Origin of the sequence: Chryseobacterium sp. ERMR1:04 (assembly GCF_001297705.1) — a bacterium.
Lineage (GTDB): Bacteria > Bacteroidota > Bacteroidia > Flavobacteriales > Weeksellaceae > Chryseobacterium.
The window spans coordinates 286,183-308,254 of the sequence record NZ_LIRF01000008.1 but is presented as its reverse complement, the minus strand read 5'-3'; the positions used below and the strand labels follow the sequence as shown (position 1 = coordinate 308,254).

The following is a 22,072-nucleotide window of genomic DNA, read 5'->3' as shown; positions in this document are numbered from 1 at the left end:
TTTTATAAATTATTATGGTTAAAAGTTTATCGTTTGGTAATGTTTTTACTGAAGATCCTTCCATCTTTTAAAGTAAAGCGGAGAACATATACTCCCCATTCATAGCCATTCATGTTGATCTTCAATTGTCGGTTTAAACTTGGAATATTTTGTTGTTGGAATTTCCAGTGCACTGTACTATGCTGATAAAGGGAAACAGATTCTATTAATCCATTTACTTCTTCGGTCCAGTCTATCGTAAGAAAATCATTTACAGGAACAGGATATAGTCTTATTTGTTTCCAAAAAGTATTTTCATCAATCGTTGGCTCTTGTTTTACAGCAGCAATCGGTTTTATTTCCTCCACTTTTTTTACTTCTTTAATTTCTTCAGGAGCATTTTTTCCGGCTGCATTGGGACCTCTGTATCTTTGGTTTCCTGCCTCATCATATTTAAAATAGACTTCAGTTTGTGAAAAACCAAAAAATCCTATCAGTAAGGAGAATAGGGAAAGTAGTTTTCTTTTCATAGTGTTTTATTTTTTTGTTGAAAGTAACAATTCTAATTGTTTCTCTAGTTTTTCAATCTTTTCAGATTGCTGTTTCAAAGCTTTGTTTTGCTCTATAGAATAAAGTGTCAATTCTTCTATTTTTTCAAGAAGTTTAGCATCCATTTCTCCAAGATTGATCCCTACTTTTGCAACTTCTTCAGCAGAAGGAATATTTGGTAAATGTCCTTTATCTGCAATATGTTTTTCAACTTCTTCGAGTGTGTTAAGTTTATAGTCTTTTTTGAATACATAATCTGCCCATCCGTTGGCTGAAGGGTTTTCTACTTTTATCTGCTCTGCTTTTATCCCTTTTCTTACATAAAAAATAAAATTAGGATCATTATCATATTGATCAGTACCGACAGTTACTTTTCCGGTATTGAAAACAACAAGACTACTGTTGTGTACGGCATCGGTAAATTTTATTCTTGTGATTCCAGATGAATTAGGAGTAGATACATCTGCATTTGGATCTTCAACATTATTATTAGGCATGTGGAATTCCAAATTACGACTTCCCGCAGTTCTTACAACAACGTCCGATGGTACAGCCCATCTAGAGGCACAGCCATTACAAAGTACACTTGTAATTTCTAATCGTCCTCGTGAAGTTCCTGTAGCAGTCATGTCACCTATCACCATGCCATTAACATAAGGGCTAGAGAAGACCCTAAACCGTTCAATATTATTGGTTTTAAAGACTAAATCTTTATCATCAATTGTCCCAATAAAGTTATTAGGGGGTGTTGTTCCTGTATTTCCTGTTGTATTCCAAGATTGGGCAAAAGTAAATGAAGATGAAGCTAATAGAGCTATCAAGAATAATTTTAGTTTCATAAAAGTTAAAATATGTTAAATTTAGAGCCGCGAATTTAACATAAATTCACAAGAACTAGAATTAAACCAATATGATATTTATTACGTGTAAATATTAGTAAAATAATTTAAACTGATTGTAAAGGAATAACCTGAATTAGGAATATAAGAAAAAATTAAAATCACAGAAACGTCTGAAGCTTTAATTTAAAATTTAAGATTCAACAAGCCTTATCTCATTCTGTCTTACCTTTAATTAACAAGGAAAATAATCCTCCAGCATTTTCAGTAATTTTTACAGAATTGAAGTTTTCTTTTAAGATTTTATCGAGTTTATAATCTAGCAAAGATGATAATGAAATTTTCTCATTATTTTTCAGGCATATTTCAATGTGATAATAGTAATCATTGTAAGCCAATGAATAAGCTCCAGTTGAATCATCAAAATGTTGCTTCGTTGCAAAAACATTAATTTCGTTAATATCTTCTGAGCTATATTCAATAGCATTCACAATTAATCTATTCTTATCAATAACTATTTCTTTAAAACAATTGTTGTTCAAATAATTTAGATGTAAAATGGCTACAGGCAAAACAACGATTAAAAAATAAAAAGAGAAGGTTGACCAAAAAAGGATTTTGAATAGATCAAATTCTGTGTTTACATATAAGAAATACATAAGTCCAAAATAGATTATACTAATTATAATTAATTCTATCAAAGCCTTTAATTGGCTTTTTAATGTGATTTTTAAATTCATTGAAATAGATAGTTTTTGATAATTAATCTATTTAAATTTAATAATTATTTTTCTTTTTAATTTCTTCCCACTGAATCATTAAAGGGTACATTTCCTCTAGTCCTGGTTTCTGGTATAATGAATCTTTTTTGTAGTTCTTTAAGATAGAATTTAAATCTGGGATGCCATTTAAAGGTGGAAATAGCATGTATTCTGTTCCGCCTTTAAAACCTTTTTCTTTCTCAAAATTATTTCCAATAGAGGTTCTTTGTACAATTTTAAAAGACGTAAAATAGAACATAGGAAGTATAACGGGTAATAGTAATGGAAGTTTAGGAAATCTATCCAATCCTTGTCCTATGAGAATAATAATGAAAATATACGGAACGAGCTGGAAAACATGTACATCCGATACATTATGTTTGATACAGAAAAATAGAAAAGGAAGAGCCCCGAAAAGAATATAGCTCAGGTATTTTTTATTTCTTACTCCCCAAACAATAAATACACTGAAAAATAAGAAATTGTATCCCAGGATTCCTAAATTCTTTATAATACTTTTAAAAATCGTTGAAGGGTCATAATCAAAAAGAGAGTTTTCATACGCATTATCGGTAAATATAGAGACTAAAGAATGACGTCCAAGTGCTACAGGAAGCAATAGAATTGAAAATAAAATAAGCGTAATAAGACCTCCATAAATAATGTGTTTCTTTAGAAGTTTAAAGTTTTTAAAAAGTAAGAAACAATATAAGGGGCCAAAAAGGATCGTCTGAATATGAATCAAGAAAAGGATTCCTAAAAATATGGAGAGGTAATAGAAATATTTAATATCCTTTTCTTTGAGGAATTTAAATACATTCATTAAAAATAAGATAACAAAAAGAATGTAAAATGTATAGACCTCTGTAATGATGGCTTGCCTCCAAAATGTAAATGAAAATCCTAACAGCATCATACACATCAGAGATGATTTTTCAGAAATATCTAATAAAAGTAGTAGCTTTCTTAAATAAAATAAAGCCAGCAGTCCTGAAATAATACAGATGCTGACAAAAAGAATATGTACATTGATAAATGGGAAAATCTTATAGGCTAAGCCTAAAACATTGGAAAACAAAAAGTGATTGGTTGCGTTCGATTCAAATGCAAATCCCTGATAACCTTGAATGGTAAAGCCTAAACTATCACCCAAAGCTGGATCTTTTCCAATGGATAAAAAGTAGATAATCCCCAATATTAAAAGAAATATATAGGGATAAGCGGAGTATTTATTTTGCATTGCTTGAGTGAGTAAATGTGCGTTTTTACAAATTTAATAAATAGTCACAGTAATTTAGATTTAAATGCTGCATTATTTATTTTCCATGAATGGTCACGAGGTTATTTAAGACAAAAAGAATCGTATTTCTCAAATGATAAAATGCAACAATCATCAGGAAAATGACTTTTCCATTGATGAAAAATCTCTATCTTTGTCACAATGAACCTATTCAGACTGATTTTAGCAATGTATTTCATGGTGTTATCCGTAATGCCGTGTGAAGACATACATAAACAATCAGGTCCTGATAAGACATTATTATCTTTGCATATTGACGAATCCCATTCAAAAGACAAAGGAGATATTTGTTCTCCGTTGTGCGTTTGTAATTGCTGTCAGATTACGGTTACGGCTTTTAAGATGGATGTTTCAATGAAAATTCCTCAAAAGATTCAAACCTATTTTTCAAAGAAAATTCTATTTCAGAAAAACAATTTTGCCTACCAGGTGTACGACCATATTTGGCAACCTCCTAAGATTTAATGTATTGATTTTAAATATTTCATGAAACTTTGCAATATCGTTGCAGAGGTATTCATGATATTTTTGCATTTCAACGCCATCAAACCTCATAGGTTTTGAAGAAAAGCATCTTTATTTAAAAAAATAATGGAATGTAAAATATTCTCAATTAAAATTAATCGATTGTCTCTTTGATAACTTTGCTGAGTAAAACGCCTTTGCGAACTTAAAACCAATTACTTTATCAAAAAAACTTAGCGCTCTTAGCGTTAAAAAATTAAGCAGCGTTAAAAAACAGACAATCACAAATTAAATCTCAATTTGTGTTAGATAAAATAATAAAATTTAGTATCCAAAACAAAATCATTATAGGTATAATGACTTTGCTTTTGATCATTTGGGGAGGGTGGAGTGCCACCAGATTACCCATTGATGCCGTACCGGATATTACCAATAATCAGGTACAGATTATTACGGTTTGCCCTACGTTGGCAGGGCAGGAAGTAGAACAATTAGTCACTTTCCCCATTGAGCAAAGTATTGCGACGGTGCCGGATATAGAAGAAACCCGAAGTATTTCAAGATTCGGATTATCGGTGATTACGGTTGTATTTAAAGATAAAGTAGACATCTATTTTGCCCGGCAATTAATCAACGAAAGATTAAAGCAGGCGGAAGAAAATATCCCTAAAGGAATCGGAACTCCCGAATTGGCACCTGTGAGTACAGGGTTGGGAGAAGTATATCAATATATTTTGCATCCTAAAAAAGGAAGTGAGAAAAAATACAATGCGAAAGATCTGCGTACAATGCAGGATTGGATTGTTTCCCGACAGTTATACGGAACAGAAGGCGTTGCTGAGGTCAATAGCTTTGGGGGCGAGCTGAAACAATATGAAGTGGCGGTAAATCCCAATCGTCTAAAAGCAATGGGAGTAAGCGTTGCCGATATTTTCACAGCCCTTGAAAAAAACAATCAGAATACGGGCGGAGCTTATATTGATAAAAAGCCGAATGCCTATTTCATTCGGGGAATTGGTTTGGCAACTTCTATTGAGGATGTTAAAAATATTGCGGTAAAAAATACAGGGAATATTCCTGTTTTTATTAAAGATGTAGCAGATGTTCGTTTTGGGCATGCAACGCGTTACGGAGCGATGACGTATAACGGACAAACCGATGCCGTTGGTGGAGTGGTGATGATGTTGAAAGGTGCGAATAGTAATGATGTTGTCAACAGAATTAAAGAAAAAATTCCGACCATTCAGAAATCGTTGCCGGCAGATATTGTGATCGAACCATTTTTAGACAGAACAGATTTGGTAGATCGAGCAATCAGTACGGTTGAGAAGAACTTGATTGAGGGAGCACTGATCGTTATTTTTGTTTTAGTTGTATTTCTTGGAAATTTCAGAGCAGGATTAATTGTAGCTTCGGCAATTCCTTTGTCCTTATTATTTGCTTTGGGAATGATGAATGTTTTCGGAGTAAGTGCCAATTTAATGAGTTTGGGAGCGATCGATTTTGGATTGATTGTAGACGGAGCGGTAATTATTGTTGAAGCTACTTTGCATCATTTAGGATTAAGAAAATCCGTTCAGAGATTAACGCAAAGCGAAATGGATGAAGAAGTTTTTCTATCGGCCTCAAAAATTCGTGGAAGTGCTGCTTTTGGAGAAATTATTATCCTGATTGTATACATTCCAATTCTTACATTGGTAGGAATTGAAGGCAAAATGTTCTCACCAATGGCTAAAACAGTAGGTTTTGCAATTTTGGGAGCATTGATTCTTTCACTGACTTATATTCCGATGATGTGCGCGCTTTTCCTTTCGAAGAAAACATCTCACAAAGAAAATTTTTCGGATAAAATGATGAATTGGTTGCAAAAAATATATCAACCTTTATTACAGAAAGCTATTAAAATTAAATATGTGATTGTTGGACTTACCGTTGTTTTATTCTCAATCTCAGCATTGATTTTTAGTAGAATGGGTGGGGAGTTTATTCCACAGTTGCAGGAAGGAGATTTTGCATTTCATTGTATTTTACCACAGGGAAGTTCATTAAGCCAAAGTATCGAAACGTCAATGCAGGCTTCCAGATTGATTAAACAATTTGACGAGGTGAAAATGGTCGTTGGAAAAACAGGTTCTGCTGAGGTTCCTACAGATCCGATGCCACCGGAAGCCACCGATTTAATCATTGTATTGAAACCTCAAAAAGAATGGAAATCCAAAAAATCATACACTGAATTATCAGATGAAATTACAGAAAAACTGGAAGTAATTCCCGGAGTTTTCTTTGAAGCGAATCAACCGATTCAAATGCGTTTTAATGAATTGATGACCGGAATCCGACAAGATGTTGCGGTAAAGATCTTCGGTGAAAATATGGATACACTTTCAATTTATGCTGATAAAGTAAGCAAAGTTATTCAAAATGTTGAAGGAGCAACTTCTCCACAAGTTGAAAGAGTGGGCGGACTTCCGCAGATTAATGTAACTTACGACAGAACGAGAATTGCCAATTACGGATTAAATGTTGAAGATGTCAACAATGTTTTAAGCACCGCATTTGCAGGTAAAACTGCCGGTCAGATTTTTGAAAATGAAAGACGTTTTGATTTGGTGGTAAGATTAGACAGCCTGTATCGAACAGATATTGATGATGTGAGTAATTTAATGGTTCCAACCAATACCGGAACTCAGGTTCCATTATCTCAGGTGGCGAATATTGAATATAAATTGGGGCCTGCCCAAATCAGTCGTGAAGCTGGGAAACGTAGAATTGTCGTTGGATTTAATGTGAAAGGAAGAGATGTAGAAAGTGTAGTGAAAGATATTCAGTCAAAACTCACAAAAGAGGTAAAACTTCCATCAGGATATTATTTCACATACGGTGGTCAGTTTGAAAACTTAAAAGAAGCAAGTCAGCGACTGATGATTGCCGTTCCGGTATCGCTTCTCCTAATTTTTATGTTGCTGTATTTTACATTTCATTCTTTCAAACAGGCAACCTTGATATTTACGGCGATTCCGATGAGTGCGATCGGAGGTATTTTTGCTCTTTTGTTAAGAGGAATGCCTTTCAGTATCAGTGCAGGAATTGGTTTTATTGCATTATTCGGAGTGGCAGTTCTTAACGGAATTGTGTTGATCGGAACATTCAATCAATTAGAAAAAGATGGCGTTACCGATGTCTTTAAAAGAGTCATTGAAGGGACGAAAACCAGATTAAGACCTGTTTTAATGACAGCAACGGTAGCTTCTTTCGGATTCTTACCGATGGCAATCAGTACAAGCGCAGGAGCAGAAGTTCAGAAACCTTTAGCGACGGTTGTTATCGGAGGATTACTCTCCGCAACTTTCCTTACTTTGTTTGTATTGCCGATGTTGTATATTATTTTTAATTCTAAAATTAATATTAAAGATAAATTGCTGAAAAAGCCTTTAACAATAATCATTTTAATAGGAACTTTATTGTTAGGTCAAAATTTGAAAGCACAAAATTCAAGAGAAATTTCTTTGAATCAGGCAATAGAATTGTTACAGGAAAATAACCCTTCCATAAAAGCAAAGGATTTAAGTGTTCAGTCTTCTGAGGCATTGAAGCCAACCGCAAAAGAAATTCCTAAGTTAGATTTCAGTGCACAGCTCGGACAATACAACAGCCCGAAATTTGACCAGTCTTTTTCTATTTCTCAAACAATTCCTTTTCCCACTTTGTTTAAAGCCAGAAAGGAATTAATTCAGGAAGAGATTAAAACCAAAAAGATTGAAAAACAGGTTACCGAAAATGAATTGATCAAACAGGTAAGATCTTATTTTTATCAGATTGAATATTTGCAGTACAATCAATCAAAACTGCAATACCTCGATAGTTTGTATGGCGATTTTATCAGAATTGCAACGGTGAGATTTAAAGCAGGAGATATTAAGAAAATAGAAATCAACACCGCGGAAACACAGAAAGGAGAGATCAATCTTTTGTTTCAGCAGAATAAGGTATATCTAAATAATGCCTATAAAAATTTAAAGACCTTATTAAATACAGATGAAGATATTTCCATTCCGGATTCTCAAAAATATGAACCTTTAAAAGTTGAATATCTTTTAGACAATGCAACGGTTGAAAATCATCCATCGATCCAGATTTTTAAGCAGAATATGGAAGTGCTGGAAAAGAATAAAAATGTTGAAAAGGCGCAGGGATTACCAGATTTCAGTATTGGATATACCAATCAGTCGTTGATAGGTTTCCATACTTTAAATGGACAGGAAAAATATTATGGGTCTGAGAATAGATTCAATGCAGTGACCGTTGGGGTGGCTATTCCATTGACTTTCGGTGCTACAAAAGCAAGAATAAAGTCGTTGGATTACCAAAAGCAGATGGAAGAAAAGAACGCGAAGTTTCAGCAGCAACAGCTGGATACTCAACTAAAGAATTCGTTCAGCCAATATCAGCAAGATCTTCAACAGTATCAATATTATACAGATCAGGCGGTTCCTAATGCGAAAAGTATTGTAAAAGCCGCTCAGTTAGGTTATAAAACAGGAGAGATTTCTTATGTAGAATATTTGTTTGCGCTTCAAACAGCAACCAATATCGAACTGAAATATTTGCAATCTATTCAGCAGGTAAATCAAACTGTTGTCAACATTAATTCTTTAATCAACAAATAAAATGAAATTCAAATTTAATATCATCATACTTATTCTTCTGTCATTATTTCTAACGAGTTGTGGAAAGTCTGAAAAAGCAGAAGAACCAAAAGAGAAAACTGAAGAACATTCAGAACATGAAAGTTCGGAGTTTGCAGAACTAACGCAAGAGCAAATGAATGCGGTGGGGATTTCGTTAGGACAAATTGAAATGAAGGAGCTTACTTCTGTCGTTAAAGCCAACGGGGGATTGAGTGTGCCCAATAATAATAAAGCCAGTGCAACTTCTTTATATGGAGGAGTCATTAAGACATTGAATGTTCAGGTGGGAGATTTTGTAAAAAAAGGGCAGGTAATCGCTACGATTGCCAACCCTGAGTTTATTCAATTGCAGGAAGATTATTTAACAACAGGAAGCAGAATCACTTTTGCAGAACAGGAATACAGAAGACAAAGAGAACTTTTTGATAATGATGCCGGAGCGAAAAAAAATCTACAAAATGCGGATTCAGAGTTAAAAACTTTAAGAACCAAAAGAGCTTCTTTGCAAAGACAGATTCAGATGATGGGAATCAGCCCGGGAAATGTTTCCAACCAAAATCTAAGAACCGGACTTGCTGTTACAGCACCAATTAGCGGGACAATCAGTAATATTTTATTACAGATCGGAAGTTATATTAATGTTTCGTCGCCTGTTGCAGAAATTGTTGATAACAGTTCTTTGCATCTCGATTTACAGGTTTTTGAAAAAGACCTACCATCAATAAAAGTAGGGCAGAAAATTCATTTTACGTTAACCAATAATCCGGTAGAAGAATATGATGCTGAGGTCTACAGCATTGGAACAGCTTTTGAAAATCAAAGTAAAACCATTCCGATTCATTGTAAAGTGAAAGGAAATAAAAACGGTTTAATTGATGGAATGAATGCCACTGCGGTGATAAGTTTAGATAATAAATTAATGTCTGCAGTTCCCAACACGGCCATTACAAGTGCTGACGGGAAAGACTATATTTTTCTTGTGAGCGATAAAAAGACAGAAGATCATAAAGATGAAAAATCTCAGGAGAAACACAATGAAAAAACCGTTAACTTTGAGAGGATAGAAGTGGTAAAAGGAACTTCAGAAATGGGGTATACAGCCATTACACCTGTGAAATCTATTCCGGAAGGAACTAAAATCGCAACAAAAGGAGCATTTTTTATTAATGCTAAGCTCACAAACTCTGGAGAACACGAACATTAATTTTCAAATATTATGAAAAAAGACATTGAAAATAAATTAATAGATAAAAATACCAAACCTACAAGCATGAGGATCTTGGTGTATGATTTTTTGAGTTCTCAGGAAGCAGCTTTGTCATTATCAGAAATTGAAAATTATTTTGATAATGCCGACCGAACCACAATTTACCGAACATTAAAAACTTTTGAGGAAAAAGGAATTGTTCACAGCATACAGGAAAATGCCACGACGAAATATAAGCTTTGTCACGATGGATGTGATGAAAGTACACATAAAGATTGGCATCTTCATTTCTACTGTAAGATCTGTAAACAGACCACTTGTAAAGAAGATATTTCTTTTCCTGAGAATGTTCAGACGAATTTCAGGATTGATGAAATCAGGCTTTTTGCCAAAGGAATCTGTGAAAACTGTCTGGAAAGTTTGCAATAGTATTGCATTAAGTTTACACCTAATTTTGATTAAAATTATTCAGTTATGGAAGAATGTTGCAGTACAAAACCCAAAAAAGAGCACAATCATAGTCATGAAGGTCACGACCACGACCATTCTCATGATACAGGAGATCAATCTACGTTTCAGATGTTCCTTCCTGCAATCATCTCTTTTTCTTTGTTATTAATAGGAATCGCTTTAGATAATTATATTAAAACCAATTGGTTCACAGGCTGGGTTCGCTTAGTTTGGTACCTGATTGCTTATATTCCGGTGGGACTTCCTGTGTTAAAAGAAGCGTACGAAAGCATCACGAAAGGCGATGTGTTTTCAGAGTTTTTCTTAATGGGAATCGCAACCGTGGGTGCTTTTTCAATAGGAGAATATCCGGAAGGAGTTGCTGTAATGCTTTTCTATTCTGTGGGTGAAGTTTTTCAGGCGATGGCGGTGACCAGAGCAAAAAGTAATATCAAATCTTTACTCGATCAGCGTCCCGATGAGGTTACGATTTTGAAAGATGGGAAACCTGAAATTGTAAAAGCAGAAAAGGTAAATATTGGAGAAATTATTCAGTTGAAATCTGGTGAAAAACTAGGATTAGACGGTGAGTTGCTGTCTGAAAAAGCCTCATTTAACACTTCCGCGCTTACCGGAGAAAGTAAACCGGATACCAAAATAAAAGGCGAAACGGTATTAGCGGGAATGATCAATCTCAATACGGTGAGTCAGGTAAAAGTAACAACGGCTTATAAAGATAGTAAACTGAGCAAAATTTTGGAGATGGTTCAAAATGCAACTGCTCAAAAAGCTCCGACCGAATTATTTATCAGAAAATTCGCCAAAGTGTATACACCAATTGTTGTGTTTTTAGCAATCGGAATTACGTTGTTGCCTTACTTTTTTGTAGCCGATTATCAGTTTAGAGATTGGTTGTACAGAGCATTGGTATTCTTGGTAATCTCTTGTCCGTGTGCTTTGGTGATCTCCATTCCATTAGGATATTTTGGTGGAATTGGAGCGGGCAGCCGAAACGGGATTTTATTTAAAGGAAGCAACTTTTTAGATGTTCTGGCGAATGTTCAAAATGTGGTGATGGACAAAACCGGAACCATGACCGAAGGTGTTTTTAAAGTTCAGGAAGTTGATTTTAAAACTGAATTCAATAAAGATGAAATTTTAAAATTTGTCAATGCCTTAGAAAGTAAAAGTTCTCATCCTGTTGCAACAGCGATTCATGATTTTGTAGGAGAGATTGATCATTCTATTCAATTAGAAAATGTGGAAGAAATTGCTGGGCATGGCTTAAAAGCAACGATCAATGGAAAAGATTTATTGGTGGGGAACTTTAAGTTATTGGATAAGTTCAATATCAAATATGACATCCAACCTGACAATATTGTGTACACCTTGATTGCCATTGCTTACGATAAACAATTTGTAGGGTATCTTACGATTGCCGATTCCATTAAAGCGGATGCTCAATTAACGATCAATAAATTAAAAGCTTTGAATGTACAAACCACCATGTTGAGTGGAGACAAGACTTCAGTGGTGAAATTTGTGGCCGATCAATTGGGGATTCAAAATGCTTTTGGAGATTTACTTCCCGAAGATAAGGTGAATAAAGTAAAAGAGATCAAAGCTAAAAATCAAACTGTAGCCTTTGTCGGTGATGGTGTAAATGATGCGCCAGTTGTTGCCTTAAGCGACGTAGGAATCGCAATGGGCGGATTGGGAAGTGATGCAACGATTGAAACTGCCGACGTTGTAATCCAAGACGATATGCCGAGTAAAATCCCAATGGCTATTAATATCGGAAAGCAAACGAAGAAAATCGTGTGGCAGAATATCATTCTTGCATTTGCCGTAAAAGCGGTTGTTTTAGTATTGGGAGCTGGAGGTTTAGCCACCATGTGGGAAGCTGTTTTTGCCGATGTTGGAGTTGCTTTACTCGCTATTCTAAATGCGGTTAGAATTCAGAAAATGAAATTTTAAAATAATTTTCACGTGATAAACCTTGACAAGGATCACAGATTTCACCCAAAGTTTTTTACTCATCAATAGAAACGGACTTTAGCCCGTTTACAAAAATAAATTTTTCAACATGGCTTTAGCCAAAACATATTTTCTCGCAGATTATGCAAATCTCGTAGATGTTTGTATTAAAAAGAGATCTGCGTCATCAGCAAAATCCGCGAGAAACAAAAAACAAAGCTCTGTTAAATTTTAACGGAGCTTTTTTATTACTATCAACCGCTCACCATCAATTAGAAAAATGACTTTCATCATAAATCAATCATAAAAACAAATTTCAGTAGTATATTTGTAGAACAGAATTGATCATTGAAGTTTTTCATTTCCATATTCGTTATTTTCACCATTGCATTACGACCTGTTTTGCCATTGCTGAATTATGCGATAAACTATGATTACATTGTAAAAAATCTTTGTGAAAACAGAAACGTTCCACAATCTACTTGTAAAGGGAAATGCTATGTCGAAAAGGAATTAGCAAAAACAGAAAAACAATCAAACAATTCTCAAAATATTAAAATCGCGGGATTAGATGTTTTCTTATCCAACGAAATATTTTCATTCTCCAATAAAAACCTATCAGATTTTTCAATAGGAATCCCTGATTCAGGTGCCTTTAATTTCCATATATCAGAATATTCCTCCCGAATATTCCGTCCTCCTTTAGTTTAATTTTTTTTTAAAACTAAATTTTAGTTGAATCTAATATTGAAATAAACTTAGCTATCAATTGCTGAGTATAACGCCCTTGCAAACGTATAAATGTGAGGCTTGTAAAAAGCTTGCGAACCTTGCGTTTAAAATAATTCAATATTAAATTTAGTTAAAATAATCAACCAATTTTATTCAATACGAATATTAATTTCAATTTAATTTAAAATGAAATCAAAAATAATTTTGACAGCATTTCTGTCTATCTCACTATTGTCTTGTGCCCAGGAAGTCCCTAAGGTAAAGCATAAAAAGAGCACTGCCTCTTCAAAATCAAATACTAAGAGCACGAAATTTGCCAACGCAGAAGATCCCATTTGCCACATGAAAACAGAAGATGGCATGAAGGATACAGCGGTGTATAAAAATAAAACGTATGGTTTTTGCAGTGCTTACTGTAAGGACGAATTCAAAAAAAATCCGGAGAAGTATGTCCAAAAATAATAAGACCAATAAAAGTGCAAAGCGCAAAGTAATAATTCCGCTTGCTATTATTGCTTTACTTTTCTTAGGTATCGGGGTTGGGATGAGTTATTTTAAAAAGAGCCTTTACACGGTAATGAAGGTTCCTAATTTTGAACTGACTGATCAAAATAATAAGAAAATTACGAATAAAGATATGCTTGGAAAAGTATATTTGGTAGAGTTTTTTTTCAGCAGATGTCCTACCATTTGCCCTGTGATGAACAGCAATATGAGAGCAATTGAGGATGAGATTAATAATCCTGATTTTGGAATCATTTCCATAAGTATAGACCCTGAAAATGATACTCCCGAATTATTGAAGCAACACGCCAAAAGAATTGGGGTGAAATCTCCCAACTGGCATTTCTTAACAGGAAATAGAGATTATATTGGCAAGGTGGCTGATCAATTCGATATTTATGTAGGTGATAAAGAAGATGAAGGAGAAAATCTCAACCATAGCGGAATGATTGCTCTGGTAGACCAGGAAGGTAATATTCGATGCAGATACAATAAGGATAATATGCCGATTTTATATTATTCTGGTTTAAATTATGAAGATGCAGAAGGAAAGGTCCCAAAATTGACAGGTAAATATCACCCTGACAGAGAAATTTTAATTGAGGATATTAAGAAATTATTGAAGTAAAGATTGGAAGCTAGATGCAGGAAGAGGGAAGTTGTAACAGTTAGTATATAACTTCCAGCCTCTCCATCTACCAGCTTCCAACCTAAAAGAAAATATTGTTTAACCACAAAAACAAAACGTTATGAAGATTATGAAAATAGCTGCTCTAAGTGCAGTTTTTGCGGCGCAGTTTGCGTTTGCACAGTTTAAACAGACGCCTTTACCGTATGCATACAATGCATTGGAAGGTTCTATTGATGCTCAGACAATGGAGATTCATTATTCAAAACATGCTGCTGCATATGTAGCGAATTTGAATAAAGCAATTGCGGGAACTCCACAGGAAAAACAAACCTTATTTCAGATTCTTTCTCAGGCTTCGAAATCTACTCCTGCTGTAAGAAATAATGCAGGTGGACATTATAACCACGAGCTTTTCTGGACAATGCTTACGCCTGAAAAAAATACGCAACCTTCAGCAAAATTAGCAAAAGCAATTACTGAAAGCTTCGGGAGTATGGATGCTTTCAAAGAAAAAATTGGTAAAGCTGGAGCAGAACGTTTTGGTTCTGGATGGGCTTGGCTTTCTGTAGATAAAAACGGAAAATTATTCGTTTCATCAACACCTAATCAGGATAATCCTTTAATGGATGTTGTAGAAGAAAAAGGGACTCCAATTTTAGGAATTGATGTTTGGGAGCATGCTTATTATTTGAAATATCAAAACAAAAGAGCAGATTATCTTTCCGCAATCTGGAATGTGCTTAACTGGAAATCAGTAAGCCAAAGATATGAAGATGCCATAAGCAAGAAATAATTCATGAACTTAATTTGCAGCATATTTCTCACATTCTTTGTGGTATTCAGGCCTCTGGTACCATTGGTGGAGTATGCTGTAAATTATGATTATATATCGAATGTTTTATGTATCAACAAAAGCAAACCCGAGCTTCACTGTAACGGAAAGTGTTACCTGAGCAAAGAGCTTGCAAAAACAAATGATACCGATTCTTCGCCTTTAAACAAAACAAAAAATTCAGGACAGAAATTATTGGATATTTATATTCTTCCTGACATTGCAGAAATTCAAAACACAGAAAAAATATCTCTCTTTAATTTCAAATTTTCATACAAAGCAGATTATTCTTTTCTGTTTTTACCCTCTATTTTCAGACCTCCGGTTTTTTAAGTTAATTTTTTCAAATCTTATTTTAACCACAAAAGTTACAAAAGCTTCTGTTTAAATCTTACGTAAAATAAGTTCACCTAAGATGAAAATCAAAGATTTTCTCAAAACTTAAGTGTTCTATTAAAGCGTTAAGTATTCACTTTAAAATTCTAAAGTGTTAAAACTTTTGTGCCTTTTGCGGTTAGAAAAAATTGAGTGTTCTTTCATTCAGATATATTTTTTTTTCAAAAAAGTTACAAAAGCTATTGCTTACATCTTACGTAAAATAATTTCACCTAAGATGAAAATCAAAGATTTTCTCAAAACTTAAGTGTTCTATTAAAGCGTTAAGTACTCACTTTAAAATTCTAAAGTGTTAAAGCTTTTGTGCCTTTTGCGGTTAGAGAAAATTGAGTGTTCTTTCATTCAACTCATATGTCTATTTCAAAAAATCAACTTAAAAAATCAACAATGAAAATTTATAAATTTTTATCATTATTCTGTATTGCCATTATTGTATTCACTTTAACCTCTTGTCGAAATAATGACGATAACGACGATTCAACCAATGAAACACCTGGAAATCTTCAGATAAAATTTGAAATTGGGTTTAATAATCTGGGCGATATTGTTTTAAATCAAACTACACAAACGTCTTTGCAAGGACAAAAGCATCAGTTTTCTGCGCTTAAATATGTGGTGAGCAATATCAGTTTATTCGATGAAAACGGAAATGAGTTTAAATACAATGAAAATAATCCTGACAAAGGTGCTTTCATCGTAGATCAAGCGGATGCCGTGGCCGGAATTATTTACCTCAACCTCAATGGAATTCCAAAAAACAATTATAAAAAAATAAAATTCGGATTGGGAATTAGCCAAAATGCTTATCTGCTGGGACAAGACGGGCAGGCAGAATTCTGGAATAAGGCCAAGCAAAAAGGAATGTCGTGGTCTTGGGCAGCAGGTTATGTTTTTGTAAAATTGGAAGGAAAATACGGAACAAGTTCTCCTACTACAGAATTTATGAATCACACCGGAAATATGGGGAATACCGCAGCGAATAATACACCTAATCTTTACCGAGAAGTTACGTTAAACCTTCCGACGACAGCAAGAGTTACCACTGCAATTACGCCTTCCATTCATATTTTGGCAGATCTTAACCAGTATTTGAGTGGTGAAACTCCGCTTACTTTGACATCTACCAATGACATGATGATGGGTTCAAGTCAACACTTGGTTAATGTAACCAATAACTTAACGAAGATGTTTAAAGTAGACCACGTTCACAATGATTAAAATAATAAAAACGGGATTGATTCTTTTTTCTTTTCTAAGCGTTATATCGTGTTCGGATGAGGTAATAGAGCCGCTGGAAAAAGATGAAGCTTACAACTTGGAGTTTCCTTCCTATTTTTCTGAATTGACTTTCGATCAATCTGGAAATCCTATTACCAAAAATGGAGTAGAGTTGGGACGAAAATTATTCTATGAAGGCAAGCTTTCACGAAATAATACCATCTCATGTGGTTTCTGTCATATTCAGGAAAATGCATTTACCCATCACGGTCATACCGTAAGTCATGGTGTTGATGATCGAATTGGAATCAGAAACGCTCCACCGATTCAAAACATGGCATTTCTAAAACGATATATGTGGGATGGAGTCATTCATAATTTAAATGAACAGCCAATAATTCCAATAACCAACGAAGATGAAATGGATAGTTCGATGCCTGAGGTTATTTCAAAATTAAGCGGAGATTCTAAGTATAAAAAATTATTTAAGTCTGCTTATGGCGATGAAAGTATCACAGGGGAAAGAGTGTTGAAAGCGTTGTCACAATTTATGGCGACGATGATTTCCGCAGATTCGAAATATGACAGATTTAAACAAGGAAAAGAAAATTTTACTTCAGAAGAAACGCAGGGGATGAATTTATTTCAGCAGAAATGTGCTTCCTGCCACAGCGGAGCATTGTTTACAGATGAAAGTTTCAGAAATACAGGAATGTATTATAATACGCAGTTCAAAGATGCGGGACGATATAGAGTGACGCTTGATCAAAACGATTGGATGAAATTCCGCGTTCCGAGTTTAAGGAATATTGAATATACTGCACCTTACATGCATGACGGGAGATTTTACACCTTAAATGCAGTACTTAATTTCTATTCAGATAATGTGGAAAATCAGCCCAATCTTGATCCTCAATTAAAACAAAACGGTCATGTCGGAATTGCGATGAACGATCAGGAGAAGCAGTTCATTATTACCTTTCTGAAAACATTGTCCGATAAAAACTTTATTTCAAACCCAAAATTTTCTGAGTAAACATGAAAAGAATAATTTTAATAATAAGCTTGATTTTATGTAATTTATTTCAGGCTAAAGCAATCACTGACAGTCTTTATATTCCTACTGATTTTCATGAAATGGTTTTTGATGATTGTGATGCTTGCGGATGTGCTGCAGGAAACGGTTCTTCTGGTTTTGAGTCTTTATTGAATCCACAATTTATAGGAATTAAATATTTTGCACAGCATTATAAAGCAAAAGAAAATCTATTTGTAAAGGATTTAACGCAGGATCAATATTTCAATACCATTCAGCTTTGGGGAAAGATTCCTTTAACTAAAAAGCTAAGTGTATACGCGAGTTTGCCATTTCATTTTCATGAAAAGAAAACCATGCAGGGTGATATTAAGATCAATGGAATTGGAGATTTGAATTTGATGGGAATCTATCAGTTAATTAATTCAAAAGATAATATTCATCAATTAAATGGAGGAGTTGGAGTGAAAGTTCCCTTAGGAAAGTTTGATGAGAAAGGAATTACAGGCGTTAATCCTAGTTTTCAGCTGGGAACAGGAAGCTGGGATTATCAGATGGTTTTGAATTATAAATTTCAGAAAAATAAAGTTGCTGTTCTTTTAAACACAGATTATACCATTAAAACAGAGAACAAGAAGCATTATGATTTTGGAAACCAATGGAATTATTCAGCCACCGGATTCTATCAACTTATCGCCAATGAAAAAGTTATTTTTTCAGGAAAAGTAGGAATGCAGGGAGAAGTATATGATCGAAATAAACAGTTTCGTGAAGATTTACCCAATACCGCAGGAAGTGCTTTATACGGAAAATTGGGTTTTGAAGCCTCTTATAAAAAGTTTAGTTTGGGAAGTGAAGTGATGCTTCCCGCTTATTCTAATTTAGCAGGAGGAGATATTGAAGCGAAATCCCGACTGAGTGTTTTTATCAACTTTGGAATTTAACATAATTATTTACATCCCGTTAAGAAATTAGCGGGATGTTTTTGTTATTTAGTTGAAATTCATTTAATTAAGTGAGGTATTGTATATGCTGATAATTTTCTATCTTTGCCAAAATCTGGTGAGCCCTAAAAAGCGCTTAAAAGGGAATTCGGTGTAAATCCGGAACAGACCCGCTGCTGTAAGCTCCACAAAAAAGTTTTTGAAAATTATATCCACTGTTTTTTTAATGGGAAGGATTTCAAAAATGGAGTAAGTCAGAAGACCTGCCAGAAGATTTAACGTTTGACGCTTTCGTGGAATAAAGCTTAGGACATCAATGATTCTGTGCAGTTATCGCTGTGCTTTTCATTGCTGCTTTCTTATATCCATTAGCGTTATTATTTTCAAAGAGCTAATGGTATCAAAATTTACTTCCGGACTTCATAAAGTTATTGTCATATTCGTTGTGCTAACGGCTCAACTCTTATGTTCCCAAACAAAAAGAGATACTCTTAAAGAGCAACACATTGTTCCTGTTACTATTTACAAAAAGAATTTTAAAGAAATTCTTCCTGCACAGACGCTTTCAGGAGAAGAGCTTGAGAGACTTAATAGCCATTCTGTTGCCGATGCATTGCGTTATTTTTCGGGGATTCAGATTAAAGACTACGGTGGAATTGGAGGGCTAAAAACAATCAATGTTCGAAGCTTAGGAAGTCAGCATGTTGGCGTTTTTTATGATGGGATTCAGTTGGGAAATGCTCAAAATGGACTTGTGGATTTAGGAAGATATTCTTTGGATGATTTGGAAGAAATATCATTATATAATGGGCAGAAAAGTGAAATTTTTCAACCTGCAAAAGATTTTGGATCTTCCAGCTCTATTTATTTACAGCCTAAAACACCCTATTTTACAGGAAATAAAAAAACTAATCTTGTTGTAAGATTAAAGAATGCCTCTATTGATTTATTTAATCCTTCATTTCGGTTAGAACAAAAAATTTCACCAAGAGTTTCTGCGAGTTTCAGTTCGGAATTTATGCAGAGTGATGGGATCTACAGATACCGTTATGCTAAAAAATATCCTGATGGAGAACAGGCTTATGATGTTATTGCAAAACGACAGGATTCTGATATTAATGCAAAACGTTTTGAAACCAGTGTAAACGGAACTCTAAATAACGGAACTTGGAATGTTCGTGGTTATGGGTATATTTCAAATCGTGGATTGCCTGCTTCAATTGTAAATGGGCGTTTTGATGCTCGTGGTGCAAGAATGTCTGATGAAAATTACTTCGTTCAAGCTCATGTAAGAAAAAAACTATTTCCAAAATTAGAAACTCAGTTTAAAGCAAAATTTGCTTATGACTATACGCACTTTCTTGATACTGTTAGAACAGAGTATCTAAAGTATGCAGATAATACTTTTATCCAAAGAGAAGTGTATGTTTCATCATCAAATTTATATTCTATTAATTCCAATTGGGATGTGAGTGTAAATGGTGATTTTCAATTCAATAATCTGGATGCTAACTTAGACAAATTTTCTTTTCCCACTCGTTATACTTCGTTGGTAGCTTTAGCATCCACCTATCAATGGAATAGATTTAAGGTGTTGGGAAGTGTTTTAGGAACATTTGTCCAAGAGCATGTTGAACGTAATATTAAGTCACCTGATAGACAAGAATGGACTCCATCTTTATTCATGAGCTATCAGCCACTCATTATTCCAGAGCTTACGTTGAGGGCTTTTTATAAAAGGATTTTTAGAATGCCAACTTTCAATGATTTGTATTATACCTATATAGGAAATACGTATCTGAAACCGGAGTATACCAATCAGTATGACATTGGCTTTACCTATCAGAAAAGTTTTGATAAACCAATTCTTAAAAATTTCTATGCAAAAGTTGATGGTTACTATAATAAAGTTGAAGATAAAATTATCGCAGCTCCTAATGGAAGTATGTTCCGTTGGCTGATGATGAATCTTGGTTTGGTTGAAATTGTTGGAGTAGACGTGAATGTTCAGGCGGATATGATGTTGGGGAATGTTAAGCTTAAGCCATTGCTTTCCTACACGTATCAAAGTGCCAGAGATATGACGAATCCTGAGGATACATTCTATAAAGATCAAATTGCTTATACCCCTTGGCATAGCGGAACTTTTACGTTAATGGCAGATTATAAAGACTGGAGTTTTAATTATAGCGCAATGTACGTGGGTAAGCGTTACGATGTGAATCAGGATAACAATCAATATAATTATGTACAGCCTTGGTATACGCATGATTTATCTGTTCAGAAGAAATTTAATTGGCATAAGCAACAATTCAAAGTAAGCTTAGAAATGAATAATATGTTTAATCAATACTATGATGTCGTAATTAATTATCCAATGCCGGGAAGAAATTTTAAACTTATTTTAAACTACACTTTATGAAGAAGCTAAACATTTTTCTATTATTTTTTACGTTGGCTTTTCTAGTTTCATGTCGTACAGACGATATTATTGTGCGTTCAGAAGTTGTTCCCGGACTTGCCATACCTGAAAATACAGCAATCAAAGGGTTCTATATGTTGAATGAAGGAAATATGGGGAGTAATAAATGCACCCTGGATTTTTTTGATTATACCACAGGAACGTATCACAGGAATATTTACGCAGAGATTAATCCCAATGTCGTAAAGGAATTAGGTGATGTTGGAAACGATATTAAAATTTACGGAAGCAAATTATATATCGTTGTTAATGTTTCCAACAAAATAGAGGTTTTGGATGCTAAGACAGCGAAGCGTATTAAAACCATCCCGTTGCAGAATTGCAGATATATGGTTTTTAAAGACGGAAAAGCATACGCGAGCAGTTATGCCGGACCAGTAGATATTAATCCTAATGCTCCAAAGGGAAAAGTAGTGGAGATTGATACGACTTCTCTTTCCATACAAAGACAAGTAACAGTTGGATATCAGCCTGAAGAAATGGCAATCGTAGGAAACAAGCTTTTCGTAGCAAATTCAGGAGGATATATGGTTCCTAACTATGATAAGACAGTTTCAGTAATTGATCTCACTTCGTTCACGGAGACTAAAAAAGTGGATGTTGCCATTAATCTTCACCGTCTGCAAAAAGATAATTATGGAGATCTGTATGTAAGCTCAAGAGGAGATTATTATACAGTGCCGTCAAGCTTATATTTAATGGATGCGGCAACGGGGGCAATAAAGAAAGACTTTCATATTGCGGTTAGCGAAATGACCATTGTGAACGACAAGTTGTATTACTATGGAAACGAGTTCAATTACAATACGCACGCCTACACAAAAACTTTCGGAATTATAGATGTAAAAACCGAGGAGATTATTTCTAATAAAATTATTGATCAGGAATACATTAACGCTATCAAAACACCTTACGGAATTATGGTAAATCCTATTACGGAAGATATTTACATTACCGATGCCAGAAACTATGTTGCTATGGGATTTGTATACTGTTTTGATAGGAACGGACATTTCAAATGGAAAACCGAAGGCGGAAATATCCCCGCGCATTTTGCTTTTTTATACAAATAATTAAATCTA

19 protein-coding genes and 1 riboswitch are annotated in these 22,072 nt (G+C 34.4%); of the genes, 15 read left to right on the top strand and 4 right to left on the bottom strand.

Annotation, left to right across the window (positions count from 1 at the left end; translation table 11 throughout):
• Window positions 1-26 precede the first annotated feature (26 nt).
• The 4 genes from AMQ68_RS18670 to AMQ68_RS18655 all read right to left on the bottom strand — a co-directional run bounded on the left by AMQ68_RS18670 (window position 27) and on the right by AMQ68_RS18655 (window position 3,368).
• Window positions 27-509: a hypothetical protein gene (locus AMQ68_RS18670; protein WP_054512113.1), complete on the bottom strand. Its 483-nt coding sequence runs from the start codon at window positions 507-509 to the stop codon at window positions 27-29.
• Window positions 510-515: 6 nt separating this feature from the next.
• A complete protein-coding gene (locus AMQ68_RS18665) occupies window positions 516-1,367 on the bottom strand; it encodes a hypothetical protein (RefSeq protein WP_054512112.1) in 852 nt (283 codons plus the stop codon).
• Window positions 1,368-1,582: 215 nt separating this feature from the next.
• Window positions 1,583-2,107, bottom strand: coding sequence for a hypothetical protein (locus tag AMQ68_RS18660; protein ID WP_054512111.1), 525 nt, complete (start codon window positions 2,105-2,107; stop codon window positions 1,583-1,585).
• A gap of 37 nt (window positions 2,108-2,144) precedes the next feature.
• On the bottom strand, window positions 2,145-3,368 hold the full coding sequence (locus tag AMQ68_RS18655) for a glycosyltransferase family 39 protein (protein ID WP_054512110.1): 1,224 nt from the start codon (window positions 3,366-3,368) through the stop codon (window positions 2,145-2,147).
• 201 nt (window positions 3,369-3,569) lie between these two features.
• Here AMQ68_RS18655 and AMQ68_RS18650 point away from each other — a divergent pair, with 201 nt between their 5' ends.
• From AMQ68_RS18650 to AMQ68_RS18580, 15 genes are all read left to right on the top strand, one after another.
• Entirely contained in the window at window positions 3,570-3,893 is a 324-nt protein-coding gene (locus tag AMQ68_RS18650; protein ID WP_054512109.1) for a DUF6660 family protein, read from the top strand.
• Between the two features lie 302 nt (window positions 3,894-4,195).
• Complete coding sequence (locus AMQ68_RS18645) at window positions 4,196-8,560, top strand: CusA/CzcA family heavy metal efflux RND transporter (protein WP_082384170.1); 4,365 nt, start codon at window positions 4,196-4,198, stop codon at window positions 8,558-8,560.
• Window position 8,561: 1 nt separating this feature from the next.
• The gene (locus tag AMQ68_RS18640) at window positions 8,562-9,785 is read left to right on the top strand and encodes an efflux RND transporter periplasmic adaptor subunit (RefSeq protein WP_054512107.1); all 1,224 of its coding nucleotides are present in this window, start codon (window positions 8,562-8,564) and stop codon (window positions 9,783-9,785) included.
• Between the two features lie 12 nt (window positions 9,786-9,797).
• On the top strand, window positions 9,798-10,217 hold the full coding sequence (locus AMQ68_RS18635; protein ID WP_054512106.1) for a Fur family transcriptional regulator: 420 nt from the start codon (window positions 9,798-9,800) through the stop codon (window positions 10,215-10,217).
• A 45-nt stretch (window positions 10,218-10,262) separates the two neighbouring features.
• On the top strand, window positions 10,263-12,215 hold the full coding sequence (locus AMQ68_RS18630) for a heavy metal translocating P-type ATPase (protein ID WP_054512105.1): 1,953 nt from the start codon (window positions 10,263-10,265) through the stop codon (window positions 12,213-12,215).
• Between the two features lie 348 nt (window positions 12,216-12,563).
• A complete protein-coding gene (locus tag AMQ68_RS18625; RefSeq protein WP_054512104.1) occupies window positions 12,564-12,926 on the top strand; it encodes a hypothetical protein in 363 nt (120 codons plus the stop codon).
• A 225-nt stretch (window positions 12,927-13,151) separates the two neighbouring features.
• The gene (locus AMQ68_RS18620; RefSeq protein ID WP_241775177.1) at window positions 13,152-13,409 is read left to right on the top strand and encodes a YHS domain-containing protein; all 258 of its coding nucleotides are present in this window, start codon (window positions 13,152-13,154) and stop codon (window positions 13,407-13,409) included.
• Entirely contained in the window at window positions 13,396-14,079 is a 684-nt protein-coding gene (locus tag AMQ68_RS18615) for an SCO family protein (protein ID WP_054512102.1), read from the top strand. The genes AMQ68_RS18620 and AMQ68_RS18615 overlap by 14 nt, the downstream gene beginning before the upstream one ends.
• A 121-nt stretch (window positions 14,080-14,200) precedes the next feature.
• Complete coding sequence (locus AMQ68_RS18610) at window positions 14,201-14,875, top strand: superoxide dismutase (protein ID WP_054512101.1); 675 nt, start codon at window positions 14,201-14,203, stop codon at window positions 14,873-14,875.
• 3 nt (window positions 14,876-14,878) lie between these two features.
• Window positions 14,879-15,247: a hypothetical protein gene (locus AMQ68_RS18605; RefSeq protein WP_054512100.1), complete on the top strand. Its 369-nt coding sequence runs from the start codon at window positions 14,879-14,881 to the stop codon at window positions 15,245-15,247.
• Between the two features lie 450 nt (window positions 15,248-15,697).
• A complete protein-coding gene (locus AMQ68_RS18600; protein ID WP_054512860.1) occupies window positions 15,698-16,528 on the top strand; it encodes an MbnP family protein in 831 nt (276 codons plus the stop codon).
• The gene (locus AMQ68_RS18595; protein ID WP_054512099.1) at window positions 16,521-17,564 is read left to right on the top strand and encodes a cytochrome-c peroxidase; all 1,044 of its coding nucleotides are present in this window, start codon (window positions 16,521-16,523) and stop codon (window positions 17,562-17,564) included. The genes AMQ68_RS18600 and AMQ68_RS18595 overlap by 8 nt, the downstream gene beginning before the upstream one ends.
• 2 nt (window positions 17,565-17,566) lie before the next feature.
• Complete coding sequence (locus tag AMQ68_RS18590; protein WP_054512098.1) at window positions 17,567-18,508, top strand: transporter; 942 nt, start codon at window positions 17,567-17,569, stop codon at window positions 18,506-18,508.
• 99 nt (window positions 18,509-18,607) lie between these two features.
• Window positions 18,608-18,794, top strand: a riboswitch (cobalamin riboswitch).
• A gap of 108 nt (window positions 18,795-18,902) precedes the next feature.
• Complete coding sequence (locus tag AMQ68_RS18585; protein ID WP_054512097.1) at window positions 18,903-20,930, top strand: TonB-dependent siderophore receptor; 2,028 nt, start codon at window positions 18,903-18,905, stop codon at window positions 20,928-20,930.
• The gene (locus AMQ68_RS18580) at window positions 20,927-22,063 is read left to right on the top strand and encodes a YncE family protein (protein ID WP_054512096.1); all 1,137 of its coding nucleotides are present in this window, start codon (window positions 20,927-20,929) and stop codon (window positions 22,061-22,063) included. Before AMQ68_RS18585 ends, AMQ68_RS18580 begins: the two co-directional genes overlap by 4 nt.
• Window positions 22,064-22,072: the final 9 nt, after the last annotated feature.